Source organism: Pseudomonas sp. MBLB4123 (assembly GCF_051904775.1).
Taxonomy (GTDB): domain Bacteria; phylum Pseudomonadota; class Gammaproteobacteria; order Pseudomonadales; family Pseudomonadaceae; genus Aquipseudomonas; species Aquipseudomonas benzenivorans_B.
In genome coordinates this window covers 3,133,507-3,154,708 of the sequence record NZ_CP196711.1, presented here as the reverse complement: position 1 = coordinate 3,154,708, position 21,202 = coordinate 3,133,507, and the positions used below count along the sequence as shown (strand labels likewise).

Sequence of the window (21,202 nt, the reverse complement as noted above, 5' to 3'; positions counted from 1 at the left end):
CGATCGCTCCTTGATCGTGCCGTGCCGGCCGCCCGCGTTACTCGGCGGGCGGCGCGGGCTCGGTGGCGAGGCGGGCTTCCAGTTCGGCGACCTTGGCCTCCAGGGCCTCCAGGCGCGCGCGGGTGCGGGCGAGCACGGTCATCTGGCTGTCGAATTCTTCCCGGCTGACCAGGTCGAGCTTGCTGAAGCCGCTCTGCAGCAGGGCCTTGAACTGGGCTTCGAACTCGCTACGGGGCAGCGGGGTGTCGCCGTTGAACAGGCGCGAGGCATGGGCGCCGAGGGCGTCGAGAAAGGCTTTGGGAGGCAGCATGGTGTGGTTCCACTGACAGACGGCGGCAGTGTAGCACGTGCCCTGGGCGCGGACGTCGGCCTGGCCAATGGCCGGCATAGCGCACGATTTTCGCGCATCGCTCGGCGGGCATGCGCACCGTTATCGTGCAATTGCCTCGCGGCGACATCCGGGAAAACCGTGCTTTCAGCCATTAACTGCCTGAAAAAAAGCGGTTTTCCATGAGCTGGCAAGATTTCTGCTTAATCCCTCTCGACCCATGCACCAAAGCGGTTTCGGTGCGTCGGACGAAGCGGAGGAGTGCTTGAGCAGAAGCACGTGGCGAGTGTCGCAGCCACAGCCGCCGAGTCGCGGCCGCCGATGCATTACAAAAGCCAGACACTGCGCTTAGACTTGAGCCGGGTTCGCAATTCCTGGGGCAAGTCCACCTACACGGGAGAGAGTTACATGAAGCTAGTCACTGCCATCATCAAGCCGTTCAAGCTGGACGACGTCCGCGAGTCACTGTCGGAGATCGGCGTGCAGGGCATTACCGTCACCGAGGTCAAGGGCTTCGGTCGGCAGAAGGGGCATACCGAGCTGTACCGCGGCGCCGAGTACGTGGTCGACTTCCTGCCCAAGGTGAAGATCGACGTGGCCATCGCCGACGACCAGCTGGACCGGGTGATCGAGGCCATCACCAAGGCGGCCAACACCGGCAAGATCGGTGACGGCAAGATCTTCGTGGTCAACCTGGAGCAGGCCATCCGCATCCGTACCGGCGAAACCGATACCGACGCGATCTAAGCGCCCTTCGAACCCCCACGCCCCAGGAGTTAAACCATGACTCTGCGAAGATTCGCAGGGCTCGGAGCCCTTTTGCCTCTCGTTCCTGGCATCGCCATGGCCGAGGAGGCGAGCCTCAACGGCGGCGACACGGCCTGGATGCTGGTCGCGACCGTCCTCGTGCTGTTCATGACCATTCCCGGCCTGGCGCTGTTCTATGGCGGCATGGTGCGCTCCAAGAACGTGCTGTCGGTGCTGATGCAGTGCTTCGCCATCTGCGCCCTGATCAGCGTGCTCTGGGTGGTGTACGGCTATAGCCTGGCCTTCGACACCAGCGGCATGGTGCAGGGGGAGGTCAACTTCAACTCCTTCGTCGGCGGCCTGTCCAAGGCCTTTCTCGCCGGCCTGACCCTCGACAGCCTGGTCGCCAGCGTACCGGAAAGCGTGTTCATCACCTTCCAGATGACCTTCGCCATCATCACTCCGGCGCTGATGGTCGGCGCCTTCGCCGAACGCATGAAGTTCTCCGCCATGCTGCTGTTCATGGCGGTGTGGTTCACCCTGGTCTACGTGCCGATCGCGCATATGGTCTGGGGCGGCGACGGCGCGCTGATGTGGGACTGGGGCGTGCTCGACTTCGCCGGCGGCACGGTGGTGCACATCAACGCCGGTATCGCCGGCCTGGTGGCTTGCCTGGTGCTGGGCAAGCGCAAGGGCTTCCCGACCACGGCCATGGCGCCGCACAACCTGGGCTACACCCTGATCGGTGCGAGCATGCTGTGGGTCGGCTGGTTCGGCTTCAACGCCGGCTCGGCGGTGGCGGCCAACGGCACCGCCGGCATGGCCATGCTGGTCACCCAGGTGGCCACGGCCAGCGCGGCCCTGGGCTGGATGTTCGCCGAGTGGATCACCCACCGCAAACCCAGCGTGCTGGGCATCGCCTCCGGCGCGGTGGCCGGCCTGGTGGCCATCACCCCGGCGTCCGGCACCGCCGGCCCCATGGGGGCCCTGGTGATAGGCCTGGCCGCCGGGGTGGTCTGCTTCTTCTGTGCCACCAGCCTGAAACGCAAGCTGGGTTATGACGACTCCCTGGACGTGTTCGGCGTGCACGCGGTCGGCGGCATAGTCGGCGCCGTGCTCACCGGTGCGTTCGCCGCGCCGGCCCTGGGCGGCTTCGGCGCGGTGGAGGACATCCCGGCGCAGCTGTGGGTGCAAGTCGAGGGGGTCCTGTTCACGGTGGTCTACACCGCCGTGCTGACCTACCTGATCCTGAAAGTGATCGATCTAGTAATGGGCCTGCGGGTCAGCGACGAGGAAGAGACGGTCGGTCTCGATCTCGCCCTGCACAACGAGCGCGGCTACAACCTGTAAGCACACGGAGTGCGCCCGGTGCCAACCCGGGCGCCTTAACCGAACAGCGCAACGATAAGCGCCGGCAAGAGGTGAACCATGGACAACACAGCATTGACTGCATTGCAGTACGGTTTCGATACCTTCTACTTCCTGATCTGCGGGGCCCTGGTGATGTGGATGGCGGCGGGTTTCGCCATGCTCGAGGCGGGCCTGGTGCGCGCCAAGAACACCACCGAGATCCTCACCAAGAACATCGCCCTGTACGCGGTGGCCAGCGTCATGTACCTGGTGATCGGCTACCACATCATGTACTCCAGCCCCGAGGGCGGCATCCTGCCGAGCCTGGGCTTCCTGCTCGGCGACGAGAACGGCGTGGACGCGGTGCTGGGCGGCGGCGACGATGCCCCCTACTACGCGGCCCGCTCCGACTTCTTCTTCCAGGTGGTGTTCGCCGCGACCTGCATGTCGATCGTTTCCGGCGCGGTGGCCGAGCGCATGAAGCTGTGGGCCTTCCTCGCCTTCGCCGTGGTCATGACCGGCTTCATCTACCCGGTGCAGGGGTTCTGGAAGTGGGGCTCGGGCTTCCTCAACGAGGCCGGTTTCCTCGACTTCGCCGGCTCCGGCGTGGTGCACATGGCCGGCGCCTCCGCCGCCCTGGCCGGGGTGCTGCTGCTCGGTGCGCGCAAGGGCAAGTACGGCGCTAACGGTCAGGTCAACGCGATCCCCGGCTGCAACCTGCCGATCGCCACCCTGGGTGCCTTCATCCTGTGGATGGGCTGGTTCGGCTTCAACGGCGGCTCGCAGCTGAAGATGAGCACCATAGAGGACGCCAACGCGGTCGCCCAGGTGTTCGTCAACACCAACATGGCCGCCGCCGGTGGCCTGATCGCGGCGATGATCGTGGCGCGCATCCTGTTCGGCAAGTCCGACCTGACCATGGCCCTCAACGGTGCCCTGGCCGGCCTGGTGGCCATCACCGCCGAACCGCTGACCCCCGGCGCGATGCAGGCCACCCTGATCGGCGGTGTCGGTGGCGTGCTGGTGGTGTTCTCCATCCTGGCCCTGGACAAGCTCAAGCTCGACGACCCGGTCGGTGCCATCTCGGTGCACGGCGTGGTCGGCATCTGGGGCCTGCTGGCGGTGTGCCTGACCAATCCCGACGCCAGCCTGGGCGCCCAGCTGCTGGGCATCGCCTGCATCTTCGCCTGGGTGTTCGCCTGCAGCCTGATCGTCTGGTCGATCATCAAGGCGGTGATCGGCCTGCGCGTCAGCGAGGAAGAGGAGTACGAGGGTGTGGACCTGGCCGAGTGCGGCATGGAGGCCTACCCGGAGTTCACCAAATCCTGACTGGACGGGTTTGGCATGAGGGCGCCCTAGGGCGCCCTTTGTTTTTTCTGGCAGCGCGCTAGAATGCCCGCCGTTGAGCCCGCTTGCGTCTGCGTAGCGGCCTGCCCGAGCCGATGCAGTGCGCGCGACTCCGTCGCCTAGGGGCATTTGAATTTTTTCCGGCGGTGTACGATAGAGTACGCAGCTGGGCTATAACTAATCTGCTTTTCGCAAGTCATGAGGTTGAACATGAGCGACGAAGATCTGGAACAAGACGAGCTGGACGGAGCCGATGAGGACGACGGCGAGGAGCTGGCCGCAGCCGACAGTGGCGACAACGACGGCGACGATGAGGGCGATGGCGAGGTCGTAGCCAAAGGCAAGAGCAAGGCCAAGACCAAGGCCGCCGATGCCGAGGAGCTGCCGAGCGTCGAAGCCAAGCAGAAGGAGCGCGATGCCCTGGCGCGCGCCATGGAAGAATTTCTCGCGCGCGGCGGCAAGGTGCAGGAGGTCGAGCCCAATGTGGTCTCCGACCCGCCCAAGAAGCCGGACAGCAAATATGGCAGCCGCCCCATCTGAGGTGCGCTTGCCCCAACAAAAAGCCCGCCATTAGGCGGGCTTTTTGTTGGCGGCGATTCGCCGGACGCTAGGTCCAGCGCTCCAGCAGCGCCGGCAGCTCGGCCAGGCTGCGGATCTCGGCATCGGCGACTTTGCCGCCGTCCCAGGCCTTGCCCTGGGGGTTGAACCAGATCGCCCGCAGGCCGGCGGCCTGGGCGCCGGCGATGTCGTCGCTGGGGTGGTCGCCGATGTGCACGGCGCGCTCGGCGGCCACCCCGGCCCGGGCCAGGGCCTCGAGGAAGGGCTTGGGGTCCGGCTTGCCGACGCCCAGCTCCTCGGCGCACAGGGCGAACTGGAAGTAGTCGGCCAGGCCCAGGCGGCGCACGTCGGCGTTGCCGTTGGTGATCACCCCGAGCTGGAAGCGCTCGGCCAGGGTCTCCAGGGTCGGGTGCACCTCGGCGAACAGCTCGACCTGGTGGCGTGCGGCGAGAAACACCTGAAAGCCGCACTCGGCCAGGGCCTGGGCCTCGTCCCGGGGATAGCCGGCGCTTTCCAGGGCATTGAGCAGGATGCGTCGGCGCAGTTCGCTCAGGCGGTGCTTGAGCATGGGCTCGGCCTGCAGCAGGCCGGCGCGAATGCTCCACAGGTGGTCCACCGGCATGGCGCCCAGGCGCGGGGCGTGCAGGCTCAGCCAGTTGCGCAGCGCGGCCTCGGCGTCCTGCATCACCGGGGTGACGTCCCACAGGGTGTCGTCGAGGTCGAAGGTGATCAGTTCGATGGTCATTCCGTAGTGCCTTTGCATTTGGCCCGGGGGTGGGCGCGGTCATACACCGTGGCCAGGTGTTGGAAGTCCAGGTGGGTGTAGACCTGGGTGGTGGCGATGTCGGCGTGGCCGAGCAGCTCCTGCACCGCGCGCAGGTCCTGGGAGGACTCCAGCAGGTGGCTGGCGAAGCTGTGGCGCAGCATGTGCGGGTGCAGGTGCTGGCCCAGCTCGCGCACGCCGGCCTGGCGCACGCGCAGCTGCACCGCCCGTGGGCCGAGGCGCCGCCCCTGCTGGCCGACGAACAGCGCGCCGTCGGCCGGGCGGGCCAGGGCGCGCAGTGGCAGCCAGGCCTCCAGCGCCTGGCGGGCCAGGCGCCCGACCGGCAGCTCGCGGGTCTTGTTGCCCTTGCCGCGCACCCGCACCAGGCCGGCCGGCAGGTCGAGGCCGTCGAGGTCCAGGCCCACCAGTTCCGACAGGCGCAGGCCCGAGGAGTAGAACAGCTCGAGCATGGCCTGGTCGCGGCGGGCGAGGAAGTCGTCCTCCTCCGCGCCGTCGAGCAGTTGTGCCGCGCGGTCGGCGTCCAGGGCCCTGGGCAGGCGGCGTTCGCCCTTCGGCGGGCTGAGGCCGCTGGCCGGGTCGTGCCGGGCCAGGCCCTCGCGGATCAGGTAGCGATACAGGCCGCGCACCGCCGAGAGCAGGCGTGCCAGGCTGCGGCCGGACTGGCCCTGCTGGTGCAGCCGGGCCACCAGGCGGCGCAGCGGGCGGCTTTGCAGGGCATTCCAGTCCGGCACGCCCTCGGCCTCGCAGAAGGCCAGCAGTTTGGCCAGGTCGCGGCGATAGCCGTCCAGGGTATGGGCGGAGAGCTGGCGCTCGCTGCGCAGGTGCTCGAGGTAGGCGTCGAGGTGGCTCTGCATGGTGGCTCCCGACAGGGCGGCTCAGCCGCCGACCGAGCTGGTGAAAATCAGTCGATTGCCGAAGGGGTCGCAGATCGGCATGTCGCAGCTGCCCCAGGGCATCTGCGCGATGCCCGGGCGGGCAAAGCCATAGTCCTTGGCCAGCAGCTCCTGTTGCAGCGCCTGCACGTCGTCGGTTTCGATGCGCAGCGCCGCGCCGGGACAGCAGTCGCCGTGATGCTCGGAGAGGTGCAGCACGCAGCCGCTGCGGGAAATCTGCAGGTACAGGGGCAGGCCCGGCTCGAAGCGGTGCAGCCAGTCGACCCGGAAGCCGAGGAAGTCGAGGTAGAAGGCGCGGGCCTTGGCCTCGTCGAATATCCGCAGGATGGGCGTGGTGCTGCTGAGCTTCATGCTGGGTTCTCGTGGGGCTGGACCTGGGCGGCAGCGACCCCGCACCGGGCGCGGGCTAACGCACCGAGCGCAGCGGCGTGGCGAAGCGCGGCAGCACGCGGGCCAGGACCTCGGCGACATAGCCGAGGAACAGGGTGCCGAGGGAGCTCTTGTAGTGCTGCGGGTCGGCGCTGCCGATCGCCAGCACGCCGTGGTGGCCCTGGTGCGACAGGGCCACCACGGCGGCCGAGCCGACCTGCTCGGCGTCTTTGGCGCCGAACAGGAAGGTCAGTTCGTGCTTGCGCAGCACGCCGCTGATGGTCTTGCCGCCGGCCAGCAGGCCGCCGATGGCCTGGTGCGCCTCGGCGCTGCTGACCGAGCGACCGACCGGCAGCGGCGTTTCGCTGAACAGGATCAGGCTGACGAAGGGCACCTGGAACTCGCGGCGCAGGCTGTCCTCCACCGCGCCGACCACCTCTTCCAGGCTGGCCGCGTCGAGCAGGTCGAGCACCAGGCGGCGGGTCTTGTCGAACAGCCGGTCGTTCTCCCGGGCCACGTCCATCAGCTGCGACAGGCGGTGACGCATCTCGATGTTGCGTTCGCGCAGCAGCTTGACCTGACGCTCGACCAGCGACACGGTGTCGCCGCGTTGATGCGGGATGCGCAGGTCGGGGATCAGCTCGTCGTGGTCGATGAAGAACTCCGGATGCAGGCGCAGATAGGCGGCGACCGTCTCCGAATCGAGGGGCTTGGGCGAATCCTGCTGGTCGGTCATAGGCGAACCTGTCCTTCGAACACGCGCACGGCGGGTCCGGTCATCATAACGGGCCGATCCGCACCTGCCCACTCGATGGTCAGGCGCCCGCCGGGCAGCTCCAGCTGCACCGGCGAATCCATCCAGCCCTGGCGAATCGCCGCCACCGCCGCGGCGCAGGCGCCGGTACCGCAGGCCTGGGTCTCGCCGGCGCCGCGTTCCCAGACGCGCAGCCTGGCACGCTGGCGGTCGATGACCTGGAGGAAGCCGACGTTGACCCGCTGCGGGAAGCGCGGGTGATGCTCCAGCTTCGGCCCCAGCTCATGCACCGGCGCGTGGTCGACGCTGTCCACCCGCAGCACCGCATGGGGGTTGCCCATGGACAGGGCGGCCAGCTCGACGGTCTGGCCGTCAACCTGCACCGGGTAGCTCAGCGCCTCGTAGTCGGCCTGGAAGGGGATCTGCTGCGGCGCCAGGCGCGGCGCGCCCATGTTGACCCGCACCTGGCCGTCGCTGCGCACATCCAGCTCGATGATGCCGCCCTTGGTCTCGACACGGATCTGCTTCTTCACCGTCAGGCGCTTGTCCAGCACGAAGCGGGCGAAGCAGCGCGCGCCGTTGCCGCACTGTTCCACCTCGGAGCCGTCGGCGTTGAAGATGCGGTAGCGGAAGTCCACGTCCGGGTTGCTCGGCGGCTCGACGATCAGCAGCTGGTCGAAGCCGATGCCGGTGTGGCGGTCACCCCACTGCTTGGCGTTCTTCGGCTGGATGTGGGCGTGCTGGCTGACCAGGTCGAGGACCATGAAGTCGTTGCCCAGGCCGTGCATCTTGGTAAAGCGCAATAGCATCGAGGTCACTCCGGCAGGCGGCTTTCGCCCGCGAAGAGTTCGTCGAGGGTCTCGCGCCGGCGCACCTCGAAGGCCTGTTCACCGTCCACCATCACCTCGGCGGCGCGGCCGCGGGTGTTGTAGTTGGAACTCATGACGAAGCCGTAGGCGCCGGCCGAACGCACCGCCAGCAGGTCGCCCTCGGCCAGGGCCAGCTCGCGTTCCTTGGCGAGGAAGTCGCCGGTCTCGCAGATCGGCCCGACTATGTCGTAGGCGCGCGCCGCGCCGTCGCGCGGCTGCACCGCCACCACGTCCATCCAGGCCTGGTACAGGGCCGGGCGGATCAGGTCGTTCATGGCCGCATCGACTATGGCGAAGTCCTTGTGTTCGGTGTGCTTGAGGTACTCCACGCGGGTCAGCAGCACGCCGGCATTGGCGACGATGGAACGACCCGGCTCGAACACCAGAGCCAGCTCACGGCCGGCGATGCGCTCGCGCACGGCCTGGATGTAGTCGCCGGCCAGCGGTGGCTGCTCGTCGCGGTACTGCACGCCGAGGCCGCCGCCCAGGTCCAGGTGGCGGATGCGGATGCCGCGCTCGGCCAGGCGGTCGATCAGCCCCAGCAGGCGCTCGAGGGCGTCGAGGAAGGGCGGCAGGCTGGTCAGCTGCGAGCCGATATGGCAGTCGACGCCGACCACCTCCAGGTTCGTCAGTGCGGCGGCGCGGGCGTAGACCGCCTCGGCATCGGCGATGGCGATGCCGAACTTGTTTTCCTTCAGGCCGGTGGAGATGTAGGGGTGGGTGCCGGCATCGACGTCCGGGTTGACCCGCAAGGACACCGGCGCCTTGACGCCCAGCTCGGCGGCCACCTGCTGCAGGCGCTCCAGCTCGTCGGTGGACTCGACGTTGAAGCAGTGCACGCCCACTTGCAGGGCGCGGCGCATGTCGTCGCGGGTCTTGCCGACCCCGGAGAAGACGATCTTGGCCGGCGCGCCGCCGGCGGCCAGGACCCGCTCCAGCTCGCCGCGCGAGACGATGTCGAAGCCCGCGCCGAGGCGTGCCAGGGTATTGAGCACGCCCAGGTTGGAGTTGGCCTTGACCGCGAAGCAGACCAGATGGGGCATGCCGGCCAGGGCGTCGGCGTAGGCGTGGTACTGGGCTTCGATGTGGGCGCGCGAGTAGACGTAGGTGGGCGTGCCGAAGCGTTGGGCGATGGCGGACAAGGCCACGCCCTCCGCGAACAGCTCGCCGTCGCGGTAGTTGAAGGCGTTCATGGACCGTCCTTATTCGCTTTGTTCGGCAGCGGAGGGGCTGTCTTCCGGCAGGTACAGCGGGCCTTTCTGGCCGCAGCCGGTCAGCAGGGCGGAGACGGCGACGAGCGCGATGCAGGCAGTAAGCAGCCGCTTCATGGGGAAATCCTTGTAAAAAAGCACGATTGCGCCGGAGTATACCGGCCCCCCGGCGCCTTGCCTATGTGCCGGGAGTCCCGTCCGGCGGGGCTTTGCCGCTATCCAGCGGGGCCTGTGGCCCGCTCGGCGGGTGCGCAACGGATCGTCGTCCAGTGGCTGTCGAGCGGCCGATAACAGGGCCCGCCGAGCCTCCCGCGCGCGTCGCGGAGGCGTGCCGGACTGCGGCGTTGGCGTGGAGGCGGTTTATCCTTATGACCGGCAGATGGACGAGACACCCGGCGGCGGGTGCTGCATTATCTGCGCCCCCGGCGAGTCGCCCGCACCCTGGTCGCGACGTCAGCGCCCCGGTGCGCGTTGCCGGGCCACTATTCCGATGGGCCTGAATCTTTCGAGGACACCCGCAATGAGTTTGACCGAAGCCCGCTTTCACGACCTGGTCGATGCCGCACAGCAAGCGGTGGAAGACATCTTCGATGACAGCGACCTGGACCTGGACCTGGAGAACTCCGGCGGGGTGCTGACCGTGCGCTTCGAGAACGGCAGCCAGCTGATCCTCAGCCGCCAGGAGCCGATCCGCCAGCTGTGGGTCGCGGCGCGCTCCGGCGGCTTCCACTTCGACTACGACGCGAGCAGCGAGCGCTGGATCTGCGACAGCAGCGAAGAGCTGCTCGGCGAGATGCTGGCGCGCATCACCCTCGATCAGGCGGGCGTGGACCTTGAGTTCGACGAGCTCTGAGGGGCGGGCCCCCGGGGGCGTCGTCTCGCCGTGCCGGCGTCAGTGCTGTCTCGACGAGCAGGACATGTGCCTGGGCTGCGGCCGCCTGCTGACGGAGATCCGCGAGTGGGGCACGGCCGACGATGCGCGCCGCCGACTGATCTGTCATGAGGCCCGGGCACGTTTGCAGCAAAGGCGCTGACCGCCCGGTCTTGTTTATTTGCGCGGCTGTGTTACGGTCGGCTGAAATCACTCGAAAAACCCCGCCGCACTGGTGGGGTTTTGCTTTTTTTGCCTCCCGTTAAGGAATCTCGCCTGGCCATGAACAGCGCACCGCCGATCACCATCACTCGCCTCGACCTGCAGCGCCTGGAGCGCCTGCTCGACAGCCTGGAGGACTTCGGCGCGGGCGCTGTCGCCCTGCAGGCCGAGCTGGACCGCGCCGAGGTGGTCGGCCACGACGAGGTGCCGGCGGGGGTGGTGACCATGAACTCGCGGGTGCACTGCCGCGAGGAAGGTAGCGGCAAGGATTACCACCTGACCCTGGTCTACCCGCAGGACGCCACCGGCGAGGGCCGGGTGTCGATCCTCGCCCCGGTCGGCAGCGCCCTGCTCGGCCTGTCGGTCGGTCAGCACATCGACTGGACGGGGCCCGGCGGCAAGCCGTTGAAGCTGGCCTTGCTGGCGGTGGAGTATCAGCCCGAAGCGGCCGGGGAATACAGCCGCGCGTAGCGGGGGCGGGCAGGCCTAGTCGCCCCCGCAGCCACTGCTACAGCCGTCGCTGCCGGCCCCGACACAGCCGCCACCACAGCCGATGTGGCTGGCGCAGTAGGCCCCGGCGGCGCCGCTACTCCCCGGCGTGGCCCCGCAATCCAGGCGATAGATGAAGCCGTCGGCGATACCCAGTTCGGCGTCCAGGGCGAACAGCAGGGGCAGGCGACTGGGCCGGCGCGGGGCAATGCCCTCGCGCGCGCAAGCCAGCTGCCAGGCGTGGCGGATGCCGGCATTGGCCGCCTGGGCATGAGGCATGGCGTCGTTCGGCGTATGGTGGAGGAAGCGTCCCAGGGCGCTGTCGCAGAAGTCCCGATACTGGCGGGTGTAGAGGATGAACTCGTGCCAGGCCACGTCCACCGCCTGGGATGGCATGGCGACCAGGCGCCGGCCGGCCATGCGGCACAGCTGGAAATAGTCGCGCAGTCCGTCCAGCACCTGTTGGACCTGTTGTGCGTTGAGGTGCGGGTAGCGTTCGACGAGCTTGAGGCGTACCCGCTCGGGGAAGCGGTACTGGGCGATGAAGGCTTCGCGCCGTTGTCGACGGCGCATTCGCCAGGCATAGCAGATCGGTACCAACAGGGCCGCGATAAACAACCAGGTGATGGGGTGCATAGGCGATTGTCCCGGACTCAGGCCCGCTCCAGGGCGCTGTTCAGTGCCGCTTCCAGCTCGGCCTTGTAGCGCAGGTAGTGAATAGTCCGGGCCTGGTCGTCGCCGAGCACGGCGGACAGGTCGAGGTCGGTGATGTAGCAGGGGTAGCGCTCGCCGGTGCGGCGCTGCGCGAGGATGTGGCGGGCCACGGCGCTGTACAGGCCGCCACGGTATTCCAGCTCGGAAAATTCCCGATGATTGCAATACAGGGTGACGCTGTTGCGCTGGCCTGTGGCCGGCTCGACGATGGCCTGGACGTCGTAGAACGGGTGGCTGAGCGGTGCGCTCGGCGCCGGCCGTCGCTCCAAATGCTGGGGGCGCAGCGGCGGCGCCGGCAACACCTGGTAGTAGAGGATTTCCGGCGGCGCCTCGGGTAGCGGGCTGTCCAGGGGCAGCAGGGCGTTGTGCCGGTAGAGACAGGCATGCAGGAAACGCTGCAAGGGCGTCAGCAGGCTCTGTTCGTCGTGGTACGGCAGGGTCTGGCGCCACAGGGCGTTGTGCTCGTCGAGCACGGTGATTTCCGCGGTCCCGTCCTGCTCGTGCAGGCGGTAGAACACCTGGATGCAGGCCGGTCTGCCCTGGGGCAGGATCAGCGCCAGGTCCTCGCCCTCCAGGGCGTTGCGGTCCAGATGCAGCGGGCTGTAGTCCGCTTGCACCGCGCCCAGGTGGGCCAGCAGGGCCGGCAGGTCGGGCAGGGCGGTGTGCCGGGTCTGCCCGGGAACCAGTTCGAGTACATGGTAGTGCTGCTGGATCTGCAGCAGGTAGCGGTTGCGCGGGGTGCTGGCGAGGTGCCCGAAGATGTCGCGCAGCAGCCCCTCGACCCGCTCGGCAATGGCCGCGGCGCGGTTGCGGCAGAAACAGCGGACGTGCAGCCTGGGCTTGTCGGCATCGGCCGGCAGGCTGTTGAGCAGACCGCGCAGGCAGTCGAGCAGGGCATGGGGGCCGGCATAGCGCTGGACCGTCAGCTCGTTCCAGCTGTTCAGGCTGACCTGGTCGAGGGTCAGGATCAGGTTTTCGCGCACCCCGGAGTAGCCCAGCGCATCGATGCGTTCGCTGGTCATGTGCAGGTTCATCTGGCTGTGCTGCTTGAGCGGGTCGAGGCCGACATTGACCAATAGCAGTACTTCGCGCGGCGTGCTGGGGCGCAGCAGGGCCTCTTCGGTGACCGGCGGCAGTGGCAGGGGCAGGACCTGTTGCAGACTGGTCAGCAGGTTGGCCAGCTCGAACTCGCTGAGGTCGCTGCTGCCGGGGTGCAGCGACAGCCGGGTGCCGCCGTCGATCACCCCGTTGCGATGACACCAGGCGAGCAGTTCGACCAGCTCGCGGGCGCGCTTGAGCGGGGCGAAATCCGCCCACTCCTGGGCGCCGAGGCTGCCGTGGAACAAGGCCCACTGGTTCTGTCGGGGGGCTTCCGGGCTGGGGCAGTGCACCAGGGTCAGGGTGTCCTCGCCCAGGTCCGGGGCGATGCCCGGGTTGATGAACTCGACCTTGCCGGCCTTGCGCTCGAAGGCGGCATACAGGCGCCGGCCGAGCACGCCGAGGTCGCGGCGGTTTAGCGAGCTGCCGGCATGCTCGCGGCGGGCGAATTGCGAGAGGAAGCGATAGCTATAAGTCAGCTCGTTGACCAGCATGCGCCGTTCGGCGCTGACTTGGCGCACCTTCCACTGGCTGCGGCTATCGAGCATCGCCAGCTGGCGTTGGCTCCACTGCCAGTCCTCGGTCAGGCGCTGCAGCAGCAGGCGCTGCCAGCTCCTGGGGGCGGCGCGCGGCGCGCGGCTGAGCTTCTTGTTGACCTTCAGGTACAGGCAGCGCCGCACCAGGGCCAGGCGCTCGGTTTCGCCGCGGCTCGTCAGGTATTCCTCCAGGCGCCGGTAGACCAGCACATAGGGGTCCAGCTCGTCGAGATCCAGGCGGTTGGCATAGACCGCCTGCTTGAAGCGCAGCGACAGGCACTCGACCTGGGGGTGCTCGCTGGCGTAGACCTCGGTGAGCAGCAGCTTGAGTACCGACTTGTAGGGCGACTCGATGCCCTTGTACAGCTGCCACATGCCGGCGCCGATGAACTCCTGCGGCGGGATGTGCGCCAGGTGGCCGAGGTCGAGCACCTCATCGGCGCGAATGAAGCGCTTGCTCAGCAGGGTGTGGCAGTACTCCCGGTAACGCGCCTCCTCGTATACCGGCACCAGCCACCATAGCGGGGTGCGGCCGGCCAGCCAGATGGCCGAGCGGTAGAACTCGTCGAGCAGCAGGTAGTGCTGGGTGGTGCCGCAGTCGTCGGAGGTCAGCTTGGCCTCGCGCTCGCCGCTGCTGAAGCGGGCCGGGTCGACCAGGAAGAAATGCGTCTCGGCTCCCTGGGTCGCGGCCCAGGCCTCCAGCAGCTCGCACTTTCTGGCCAGCTCGGCGAGCGCCTCGGCGCCGAGCTCCGGCGCGTGACACAGCCACAGGTCCATGTCGCTCTGCTCGGCCTGGGCCACGGTGCCCAGGCTGCCCATCAGGTACAGCCCGTGGATCGGCAGCACGGCCGGGCCGCGGCGCGCCTTGTAGGCGAAGGAACGGGTCAGGCGCTGGGCCTCGGCGAGCAGCGCGTCGTCCGGCTCGAAGCCGGACACCCCGGCCGGGGTCAGGCCCGAGACATAGCCGGGCAGCAGCGGATGGTTGACGTGAAACAGCAGCGGCAGCAGCTTGAGCACCAGTTGCTGGCGTGTCGACAACGCCTGCATGGCGCGCTGCAGGCGGCCCTCGTTGACCTTGAGGAAGCGCGCGCGCAGCTGTCCCAGCACCTTGCGGTCGATGCCGTCGTCGATGTCCGGGCGAATTTCCTGGCTGCGGTTCATGTCGGGGTTCTGCGAAGGCGATACGCCAGGGCCGTCAGTGACGCCGGCGCGCAGTGGCTTGCCGTCGCTCGGTCGAGAGCGGCGGCTCGGCACCTGTCGTGGATCAGGCTGTTTCGGCGACCTTGAGGATGGTCAGCAGGCCCTGCGCATGCTCGGCGGCATCCAGGCCGAGGCTGGTCAGGTAGCCGCCGTCTGCCTGGGTGACCAGGCCCTTGGCATGCAGGCGCTTGGCCGCGGCGATCGCCTCGGGCGCGGCGACATGGTGAACCTTGAGGCCCTCCTGGGTATTGCCCAGGTTGAACAGCGAGAGGAGTTCCAGTTCGGCAACCAACTCAGGGGTAAAGGACATAAGTGCTCCAGGTTCTTGTGATTATCTGTCGGGCCGTATGACTGGCCCGGTGGTGGCCCGCGTCGGTTGGATCGGACCGCGGCTTCTTGCAGTGTAGCGAGCCGGCAGTGCTCCGTGCGCGGCCTCGCGACTGACGTGGCGACTTCAGTCGGTCTCTGCCGGCAAGGCCGGCAGGGCACGCAGCGCCTGTTCGTAGGCCTCGCCGTCGAAGGCGCGATCGTCGCGCAGCATGGCCTTGACCTCGTGGGCCAGGACCAGGGCCATCAGTTGGACGATCTCCTCGCGCTCGTAGCCGACCAGGGTCAGCTTGTTCAGGGTGGCGCGGGTCGCCGTCGGCTCGCCGGCCTCGATCTGATTCTCGATGGCCTGGATCAGGGCGGTCTCGGCAAAGGCCTCGTCTTCGTGATCGTCGCTTTCGCTCATGGCGGACTCATCCGTGGGGTTTGGCTGCAGTGTGCCAGCCTGGGGCCGGGCGCGCCATTCACCGAGCCGATGTGACTGGCTGCCGGTCTGTCCATCGGCTAAACCTAGGGCCCCAATCGTCGGTGCCGGAGGTCGTTGCCATGCTCAAGTTATATGGATTCGCGGTCAGCAACTACTACAACATGGTCAAGCTGGTGCTGCTGGAGAAGGGGCTGGCGTTCGAGGAAGTCACCGTTTACGCCACTCAGAGCGAGGCGTTCCTCGGCATCAGCCCGCGCGGCAAAGTGCCGGTGCTGGGGACCGAGCAGGGCTGCCTCAGCGAGACCAGTGCGATTCTCGATTACCTGGAGGACTGCGGAGCCGGCAAGGCCCTGCTGCCCGAGGAGCCCTTCGCCCGCGCCCAGGTGCGGGCGCTGATGCGCGAGATCGAGCTGTATATCGAGCTGCCGGCGCGCCTCGGCTACCCGCAAGCCTTCTTTGCCACGCGCATTGGCGAAGAAACCAAGGCCAGGTGCAGGGCCGAGCTGCTGGCCGGGGTCGCCGCGCTCAAGCGTCACGGCCGTTTCGCCCCCTATGTCGCCGGCGACGGCTACAGCCTGGCCGATATCTATTTTCTCTACAGCATCGACCTGGCCTGCGGGGTGGCGAAGAAGCTGTTCGAGCTGGACCTGTTGGCCGACTTCCCGGCGGCCGCCGAGCTGCTCGCCCGGCTCAAGCAGAACCCCCATGTGCAGCGCATTGCCGCCGACCGGGACGCGGCCATGCCGGCGTTCCTGGCGATGCTCCAGGCCAAGGCGAAGGGCTGAGGTCAGGCGGCTCTTCGAGGGCCGCCTGAGCATGACGGCTCAGCGGCTGGCGAGCAGCTCGCGGCCGCGCTTGACCGCCGCACGCACCTGGTTCGGCGCGGTGCCGCCGATATGGTCGCGGGCATTCACCGAGCCTTCCAGGGTCAGCACGGCGAACACGTCCTGCTCGATCTGATCGCTGAACTGGCGCAGTTCGTCCAGGTTCATCTCGGCCAGGTCCTTGCCGTTGTCCACGCCGTATTTCACCGCGTGGCCGACGATCTCGTGGCAGTCGCGGAAGGGCAGGCCCTTGCGCACCAGGTAGTCGGCCAGGTCGGTGGCGGTGGAGAAGCCGCGCAGGGCCGCCTCGCGCATGATGGCGTGCCTGGGCTTGAGTGCCGGGATCATGTCGGCGAAGGCGCGCAGGCTGTCGCGCAGGGTGTCGGCGGCGTCGAACAGCGGTTCCTTGTCTTCCTGGTTGTCCTTGTTGTAGGCCAGCGGCTGGCCCTTCATCAGGGTCAGCAGGCCGGTGAGGGCGCCGAACACCCGGCCGCTCTTGCCGCGCACCAGCTCCGGCACGTCGGGGTTCTTCTTCTGCGGCATGATCGAGGAACCGGTGCAGAAGCGGTCGGGCAGGTCGATGAACTGGAACTGGGCGCTGGTCCACAGCACCAGCTCCTCGGAGAAGCGCGACAGGTGCATCATCGCCAGGGAGGCGGCGGCGCAGAATTCGATGGCGAAGTCGCGGTCCGACACGCCGTCCAGCGAGTTGCCGGAGACGGCCTCGAAGCCCAGCAACTGGCAGGTGATGCTGCGGTCGATGGGGTAGGTGGTGCCGGCCAGGGCCGCCGAGCCGAGCGGCATGCGGTTGGTGCGCTTGCGGCAATCCACCAGGCGCTCATGGTCGCGCGAAAGCATCTCGAACCAGGCCAACAGATGATGGCCGAAGGTCACCGGCTGGGCGGTCTGCAGGTGGGTGAAGCCGGGCATGATGGTCTCGGCCTCGCGCTCGGCCTGCTCCAGCAGGCCCTGCTGCAGGCGGGTGATCTCGGCCAGGATCAGGTCGATCTCGTCGCGCAGCCACAGGCGGATGTCGGTGGCCACCTGGTCGTTGCGGCTGCGCCCGGTGTGCAGCTTCTTGCCGGTGACGCCGATGCGCTCGGTGAGCTTGGCCTCGATGTTCATGTGCACGTCTTCCAGGTCGACGCGCCAGTCGAACTGGCCGGCCTCGATCTCGCCCTGGATCTGCGTGAGGCCGTCGACGATGCTGTCGCGCTCGGCGTCGCTGAGCACGCCGACCTGGGCCAGCATGCTGGCGTGGGCGATCGAACCCATGATGTCGTGGCGGTACAGGCGCTTGTCGAACTCGACGGAGGCGGTGAAGCGGGCGACGAAGGCGTCGACGGGTTCGCTGAAGCGGCCGCCCCAGGATTGGTTGGTCTTCTCTGTGCTCATGGGATTCGCTCGGCTGGTGCGCTGATTCGTGCAGGCCGCGGGTAGTGCCTGCGTGGCGGAAAAAGTCCGTCGATAATAACAGGGTCGCGGGCAAAGTCGCCGCGGCGCGTGCGTCGACGGTGCCCTGCCGCGAGTGCCCTGGCCAGTGTTGGCCAGGTCACAGTTCCATGTGTCGGCAGGGTATTTCGGCGTTTTATTCGGCCCGCTGAGAACCGGCTGCCTTGCCGCCAGGGGGCGCTACACGGAAACTGCGCCGATGCCTATTCAATGGATTACTCCCAAGAGCATCGCGGCCCCGGCCGACGATTTCTTCGTTCCCGAACTCTGCGAGCCGGAAGCCCTGCTGAGCATGGTGCTGCTCGCCGAGTTGCTGGTGCTAGTGCTGGTGCTCGCCGAACCCATGCTGCCCGGCTTCAACTGGGTGCGCCTGGCGCTGACCTCGCTGTTCGTGCAGTGGATCGTGCTGCTGTCGGCGGCGCTGCTGTGCCGGTTGCGCCCTTGGCTGGCGCGCCTGCGGGCGGCGCTGGCCGGTGGGCTGTGCTGCATGCTGGTGGTCGGCCTGACCCTGGCCTGCACCGCGGTGGCCGATTACTACGAGCTCGGCGGGCCGCTGCCGCACAACGGCGAGGTCAACCTGTACCTGCGTCATGCGCTGATCAGCCTGATCATGTCGGCACTGCTGCTACGCTACTTCTATCTGCAGAGCCAATGGCGGCGGCAGGAGCAGGCCGAGTTGCGCGCGCGCATCGAGTCCTTGCAGGCGCGGATCCGTCCGCACTTCCTGTTCAACAGCCTGAACAGCATCGCCAGTCTGGTGGCCGTCGACCCGTACAAGGCCGAGCAGGCGGTGCTGGATCTGTCCGATCTGTTTCGCGCCAGCCTGGCCAAGCCCGGCAGCCTGGTGCCCTGGAGCGAGGAGCTGGCGCTGGCCAAACGTTATTTGTCGATCGAGCACTACCGGCTCGGCGAGCGCTTACAGTTGCAGTGGGAGGTGGCCGAGGTGCCGAACGATTTGCCGATTCCCCAGCTGACCCTGCAGCCGTTGCTGGAGAACGCCCTGATCTATGGCATCCAGCCGCGCATCGAGGGCGGCTTGGTACGGGTCGAGGCGAGCTACGCGGAGGGGGTGTTCCAGCTGTGCGTCAGCAACCCCTATGAGCAACAGGGCGAACCGCAACCCTCGCGCGGCACCCATCAGGCGCTGAACAACATCGATGCGCGCCTCGCGGCGCTTTTCGGGGCCCGGGCCAGCCTCAGCGTGGAGCGTCGTGACGGTCGCCACTACACCTGTCTACGCTATCCTTGTGCGAGACTCACGCAGGAAGCCGGTGCATTATGAATGTCCTGATAGTCGATGATGAACCCCTGGCCCGCGAGCGTCTTAGCCGGATGGTCGCTGACCTCGAGGGCTATCGAGTCCTCGAGCCTGCCGCCAGCAATGGCGAAGAGGCGCTGACCCTGATCGACAGCCTGAGGCCGGATATCGTGTTGCTGGATATCCGCATGCCCGGCCTGGATGGCCTGCAGGTTGCGGCCAAGCTGTGCGAGCGCGAGGCGCCGCCGGCGGTGATCTTCTGCACCGCCCACGACGAATTTGCCCTGGAGGCATTCAAGGTCAGCGCGGTGGGCTACCTGGTCAAGCCGGTGCGCCCGGAGAACCTCGGCGAGGCACTGAAGAAGGCCGAGCGGCCGAACCGCGTGCAACTCGCCGCCCTGACCCGCCCGGCGGCCGAGACCGGCGGCGGCCCGCGCAGCCATATCAGCGCCCGTACCCGCAAGGGCATCGAGCTGATTCCGCTGGACCAGGTGATCTACTTCATCGCCGACCACAAGTACGTGACGCTGCGCCACGAGGGCGGCGAGGTGCTGTTGGACGAGCCGTTGAAGGCGCTGGAGGACGAGTTCGGCGAGCGTTTCGTGCGCATCCACCGCAACGCCCTGGTGGCGCGCGAGCGCATCGAGCGCCTGCAGCGTACCCCCCTCGGCCACTTCCAGCTGTACCTCAAGGGGCTGGATGGCGATGCGCTGGTCGTCAGCCGCCGGCACGTGGCCGGGGTGCGTAAGCTGATGCACAGTCTCTAGGCGTGCAGAGGCGCCGCAGGGTGCCTTGCATCCGGCGCAGGCCCTTGACGGGCCAGCCTGTTATCATCCCCGGCAGTCCGTATTCTGGAATTGCCCATGCCCCGCGAAATCCGCATTGCCACCCGAAAAAGCGCCCTGGCCCTGTGGCAGGCCGAACACGTCAAGGCCCGCCTGGAGCAGGCCCATCCGGGACTCAGGGTCAGTCTGGTGCCGATGGTCAGCCGCGGCGACAAGCTGCTCGACGCGCCGCTGGCGAAGATCGGCGGCAAGGGCCTGTTCGTCAAGGAACTGGAGACCGCGCTGCTCGAAGGCCAGGCCGACATCGCCGTGCACTCGATGAAGGACGTGCCGATGGACTTCCCCGAGGGCCTGGGCCTGTACTGCATCTGCGAACGCGAAGACCCGCGCGATGCCTTCGTCTCCAACCGCTTCGCCAGTCTCGACGCGCTGCCGGCCGGCAGCGTGGTCGGCACCTCCAGCCTGCGCCGCCAGGCCCAGTTGCTGGCCCGCCGGCCCGACCTGAAGATCCAGTTCCTGCGCGGCAACGTCAATACCCGCCTGGCCAAGCTCGATGCCGGCGAGTACGACGCCATCATCCTCGCCGCCGCCGGCCTGATCCGCCTCGGCTTCGCCGATCGCATCCGCTCCTCGATCAGCGTCGAGGACAGCCTGCCGGCGGGCGGGCAGGGCGCGGTGGGCATCGAATGCCGCAGCGCCGACAGCGAGATCCATGCCCTGCTGGCGCCCCTGCACCACGTCGACACCGCCCTGCGGGTGACGGCCGAGCGTGCGTTGAACAAGCGCCTGAATGGCGGCTGCCAGGTGCCGATCGCCTGTTATGCGGTGCGCGAAGGCGCGCAGCTGTGGCTGCGCGGCCTGGTCGGCCAGCCGGACGGCGGCCTGCTGCTGCGCGCGGAAGGCCGAGCGCCGGAAACGGCGGCCGAGCAACTCGGCGTGCAGGTCGCCGAAGCCCTGCTGGCCCAGGGGGCGGCGGCGATCCTGCAGGCGATCTACGGCGAGGCCGATCCCGAGTGAATACCTGGCGCCTGCTGCTGACCCGGCCGGCCGAGGAATGCCCGGCGCTGGCGGCGACGCTGGCGGCCCGGGGCATCCACAGCAGCAGCCTGCCGCTGCTGGCGATCGAGGCGCTGGCCGAGACCGCCGAGCAGCGCGCGACCATCCTCGATCTGGACCGCTACAGCGCGGTGATAGCGGTGAGCAAACCGGCCGCCCGGCTCGGCCTGGAATTGCTCGACCGCTACTGGCCGCAACCGCTGGCCGAGCAGCCCTGGTTCGGCGTCGGGGCGGCCACCGCCGAGATCCTCGCCGACTACGGTCTGCCGGTGCATTGCCCGGATGGGGGCGACGACAGCGAGAGCCTGCTGGCGCTGCCCCAGCTGCAGCAGGCATTGACCCAGGCCTTCACCCCGCGGGTGTTGATCCTGCGGGGCGAGGACGGACGCGAATGGCTCGCCGAGCGTCTGCGCGAGCAGGGCGTGCAGGTCGACTACCTGCCGCTGTATCGCCGCCGGCTGCCGGACTACCCCGAGGGCACCTTGATCGGGCGGGTCCGTGGCGAGCGCCTGAATGGCCTGGTGATCAGCAGCGGCCAGGGGTTCAGCCACTTGCGGCTACTGGCCGGCGAGCACTGGCCCGAACTGGCTCGGCTACCCTTGTTCGTACCCAGCCCGCGGGTCGCCGAACAGGCGCATGCCGCGGGCGCCGAGATTGTTGTGGATTGCCGTGGCGCGAGCGCCGCGGCGTTGCTGGCGGCGTTGCAGGCGCAACCTGCCGCGGACCTCTGATG

Annotated in this window: 25 protein-coding genes; 12 read left to right on the top strand and 13 right to left on the bottom strand. The window is 68.0% G+C overall.

Annotation, left to right across the window (positions count from 1 at the left end; genetic code table 11):
- Window positions 1-37: 37 nt before the first annotated feature.
- Window positions 38-310 carry an accessory factor UbiK family protein gene (locus tag ACSX1C_RS14595; RefSeq protein WP_213639809.1) on the bottom strand — a complete coding sequence of 91 codons (273 nt, stop codon included), beginning with the start codon at window positions 308-310 and terminating at the stop codon, window positions 38-40.
- 426 nt (window positions 311-736) lie between these two features.
- On the opposite strand from ACSX1C_RS14595, the gene glnK reads away from it, so the two are divergent.
- The 4 genes from glnK to sutA all read left to right on the top strand — a co-directional run bounded on the left by glnK (window position 737) and on the right by sutA (window position 4,312).
- Complete coding sequence (glnK, locus tag ACSX1C_RS14590) at window positions 737-1,075, top strand: P-II family nitrogen regulator (protein ID WP_003096476.1); 339 nt, start codon at window positions 737-739, stop codon at window positions 1,073-1,075.
- A 36-nt stretch (window positions 1,076-1,111) separates the two neighbouring features.
- The gene (locus ACSX1C_RS14585) at window positions 1,112-2,425 is read left to right on the top strand and encodes an ammonium transporter (protein ID WP_439886728.1); all 1,314 of its coding nucleotides are present in this window, start codon (window positions 1,112-1,114) and stop codon (window positions 2,423-2,425) included.
- A 78-nt stretch (window positions 2,426-2,503) separates the two neighbouring features.
- Window positions 2,504-3,754 (top strand): ammonium transporter, encoded by a 1,251-nt coding sequence (locus tag ACSX1C_RS14580; protein ID WP_439886727.1) that lies wholly within the window; start codon window positions 2,504-2,506, stop codon window positions 3,752-3,754.
- A gap of 228 nt (window positions 3,755-3,982) precedes the next feature.
- Window positions 3,983-4,312: a transcriptional regulator SutA gene (gene sutA, locus ACSX1C_RS14575; RefSeq protein ID WP_318644548.1), complete on the top strand. Its 330-nt coding sequence runs from the start codon at window positions 3,983-3,985 to the stop codon at window positions 4,310-4,312.
- Window positions 4,313-4,379: 67 nt separating this feature from the next.
- On the opposite strand, the gene ACSX1C_RS14570 is transcribed toward sutA, so the two are convergent.
- From ACSX1C_RS14570 to lptM, 7 genes are read right to left on the bottom strand one after another with little or no spacing between them, the layout of a single operon-like run.
- A complete protein-coding gene (locus ACSX1C_RS14570; protein WP_439886726.1) occupies window positions 4,380-5,075 on the bottom strand; it encodes an HAD family hydrolase in 696 nt (231 codons plus the stop codon).
- Window positions 5,072-5,968 (bottom strand): tyrosine recombinase XerC, encoded by an 897-nt coding sequence (xerC, locus tag ACSX1C_RS14565; RefSeq protein ID WP_439886725.1) that lies wholly within the window; start codon window positions 5,966-5,968, stop codon window positions 5,072-5,074. The genes ACSX1C_RS14570 and xerC overlap by 4 nt, the downstream gene beginning before the upstream one ends.
- A 21-nt stretch (window positions 5,969-5,989) precedes the next feature.
- The gene (locus ACSX1C_RS14560) at window positions 5,990-6,358 is read right to left on the bottom strand and encodes a glyoxalase superfamily protein (protein WP_439886724.1); all 369 of its coding nucleotides are present in this window, start codon (window positions 6,356-6,358) and stop codon (window positions 5,990-5,992) included.
- 55 nt (window positions 6,359-6,413) lie between these two features.
- Entirely contained in the window at window positions 6,414-7,112 is a 699-nt protein-coding gene (locus ACSX1C_RS14555; protein ID WP_369958337.1) for a DUF484 family protein, read from the bottom strand.
- Window positions 7,109-7,939 carry a diaminopimelate epimerase gene (gene dapF / locus ACSX1C_RS14550; protein ID WP_439886723.1) on the bottom strand — a complete coding sequence of 277 codons (831 nt, stop codon included), beginning with the start codon at window positions 7,937-7,939 and terminating at the stop codon, window positions 7,109-7,111. Before dapF ends, ACSX1C_RS14555 begins: the two co-directional genes overlap by 4 nt.
- A gap of 5 nt (window positions 7,940-7,944) precedes the next feature.
- Window positions 7,945-9,192, bottom strand: a complete 1,248-nt coding sequence (lysA, locus tag ACSX1C_RS14545) for a diaminopimelate decarboxylase (RefSeq protein WP_439886722.1) — start codon at window positions 9,190-9,192, stop codon at window positions 7,945-7,947.
- 9 nt (window positions 9,193-9,201) lie between these two features.
- Window positions 9,202-9,327 (bottom strand): LPS translocon maturation chaperone LptM, encoded by a 126-nt coding sequence (gene lptM, locus ACSX1C_RS14540; protein WP_318644555.1) that lies wholly within the window; start codon window positions 9,325-9,327, stop codon window positions 9,202-9,204.
- 403 nt (window positions 9,328-9,730) lie between these two features.
- On the opposite strand from lptM, the gene cyaY reads away from it, so the two are divergent.
- From cyaY to rnk, 3 genes are all read left to right on the top strand, one after another.
- Window positions 9,731-10,063: an iron donor protein CyaY gene (gene cyaY, locus ACSX1C_RS14535; RefSeq protein WP_439886721.1), complete on the top strand. Its 333-nt coding sequence runs from the start codon at window positions 9,731-9,733 to the stop codon at window positions 10,061-10,063.
- Complete coding sequence (locus ACSX1C_RS14530; RefSeq protein WP_439886720.1) at window positions 10,044-10,244, top strand: DUF1289 domain-containing protein; 201 nt, start codon at window positions 10,044-10,046, stop codon at window positions 10,242-10,244. Before cyaY ends, ACSX1C_RS14530 begins: the two co-directional genes overlap by 20 nt.
- A gap of 119 nt (window positions 10,245-10,363) precedes the next feature.
- Window positions 10,364-10,774: a nucleoside diphosphate kinase regulator gene (gene rnk, locus ACSX1C_RS14525; RefSeq protein ID WP_318644558.1), complete on the top strand. Its 411-nt coding sequence runs from the start codon at window positions 10,364-10,366 to the stop codon at window positions 10,772-10,774.
- Between the two features lie 15 nt (window positions 10,775-10,789).
- Here the strand turns inward: rnk and ACSX1C_RS14520 are convergent, their stop codons facing one another.
- From ACSX1C_RS14520 to ACSX1C_RS14505, 4 genes are all read right to left on the bottom strand, one after another.
- Complete coding sequence (locus tag ACSX1C_RS14520; RefSeq protein WP_439886719.1) at window positions 10,790-11,428, bottom strand: glycine-rich domain-containing protein; 639 nt, start codon at window positions 11,426-11,428, stop codon at window positions 10,790-10,792.
- Window positions 11,429-11,445: 17 nt separating this feature from the next.
- On the bottom strand, window positions 11,446-14,301 hold the full coding sequence (locus tag ACSX1C_RS14515; protein ID WP_439886718.1) for a class I adenylate cyclase: 2,856 nt from the start codon (window positions 14,299-14,301) through the stop codon (window positions 11,446-11,448).
- 103 nt (window positions 14,302-14,404) lie between these two features.
- The gene (locus ACSX1C_RS14510; RefSeq protein ID WP_439886717.1) at window positions 14,405-14,650 is read right to left on the bottom strand and encodes a TIGR02647 family protein; all 246 of its coding nucleotides are present in this window, start codon (window positions 14,648-14,650) and stop codon (window positions 14,405-14,407) included.
- Between the two features lie 144 nt (window positions 14,651-14,794).
- A complete protein-coding gene (locus ACSX1C_RS14505; RefSeq protein ID WP_439886716.1) occupies window positions 14,795-15,073 on the bottom strand; it encodes a hypothetical protein in 279 nt (92 codons plus the stop codon).
- Window positions 15,074-15,213: 140 nt separating this feature from the next.
- Here ACSX1C_RS14505 and ACSX1C_RS14500 point away from each other — a divergent pair, with 140 nt between their 5' ends.
- A complete protein-coding gene (locus ACSX1C_RS14500; protein WP_439886715.1) occupies window positions 15,214-15,879 on the top strand; it encodes a glutathione S-transferase family protein in 666 nt (221 codons plus the stop codon).
- A 39-nt stretch (window positions 15,880-15,918) separates the two neighbouring features.
- Here the strand turns inward: ACSX1C_RS14500 and argH are convergent, their stop codons facing one another.
- The gene (argH, locus tag ACSX1C_RS14495; RefSeq protein WP_439886714.1) at window positions 15,919-17,313 is read right to left on the bottom strand and encodes an argininosuccinate lyase; all 1,395 of its coding nucleotides are present in this window, start codon (window positions 17,311-17,313) and stop codon (window positions 15,919-15,921) included.
- A gap of 256 nt (window positions 17,314-17,569) precedes the next feature.
- On the opposite strand from argH, the gene ACSX1C_RS14490 reads away from it, so the two are divergent.
- The 4 genes from ACSX1C_RS14490 to ACSX1C_RS14475 all read left to right on the top strand — a co-directional run bounded on the left by ACSX1C_RS14490 (window position 17,570) and on the right by ACSX1C_RS14475 (window position 21,200).
- Window positions 17,570-18,652, top strand: coding sequence for a sensor histidine kinase (locus ACSX1C_RS14490; RefSeq protein ID WP_439886713.1), 1,083 nt, complete (start codon window positions 17,570-17,572; stop codon window positions 18,650-18,652).
- Window positions 18,649-19,395 (top strand): LytR/AlgR family response regulator transcription factor, encoded by a 747-nt coding sequence (locus tag ACSX1C_RS14485; protein ID WP_318644566.1) that lies wholly within the window; start codon window positions 18,649-18,651, stop codon window positions 19,393-19,395. Before ACSX1C_RS14490 ends, ACSX1C_RS14485 begins: the two co-directional genes overlap by 4 nt.
- 96 nt (window positions 19,396-19,491) lie before the next feature.
- Window positions 19,492-20,430, top strand: coding sequence for a hydroxymethylbilane synthase (hemC, locus tag ACSX1C_RS14480; protein WP_439886712.1), 939 nt, complete (start codon window positions 19,492-19,494; stop codon window positions 20,428-20,430).
- The gene (locus ACSX1C_RS14475) at window positions 20,427-21,200 is read left to right on the top strand and encodes a uroporphyrinogen-III synthase (protein ID WP_439886711.1); all 774 of its coding nucleotides are present in this window, start codon (window positions 20,427-20,429) and stop codon (window positions 21,198-21,200) included. The genes hemC and ACSX1C_RS14475 overlap by 4 nt, the downstream gene beginning before the upstream one ends.
- Window positions 21,201-21,202: the final 2 nt, after the last annotated feature.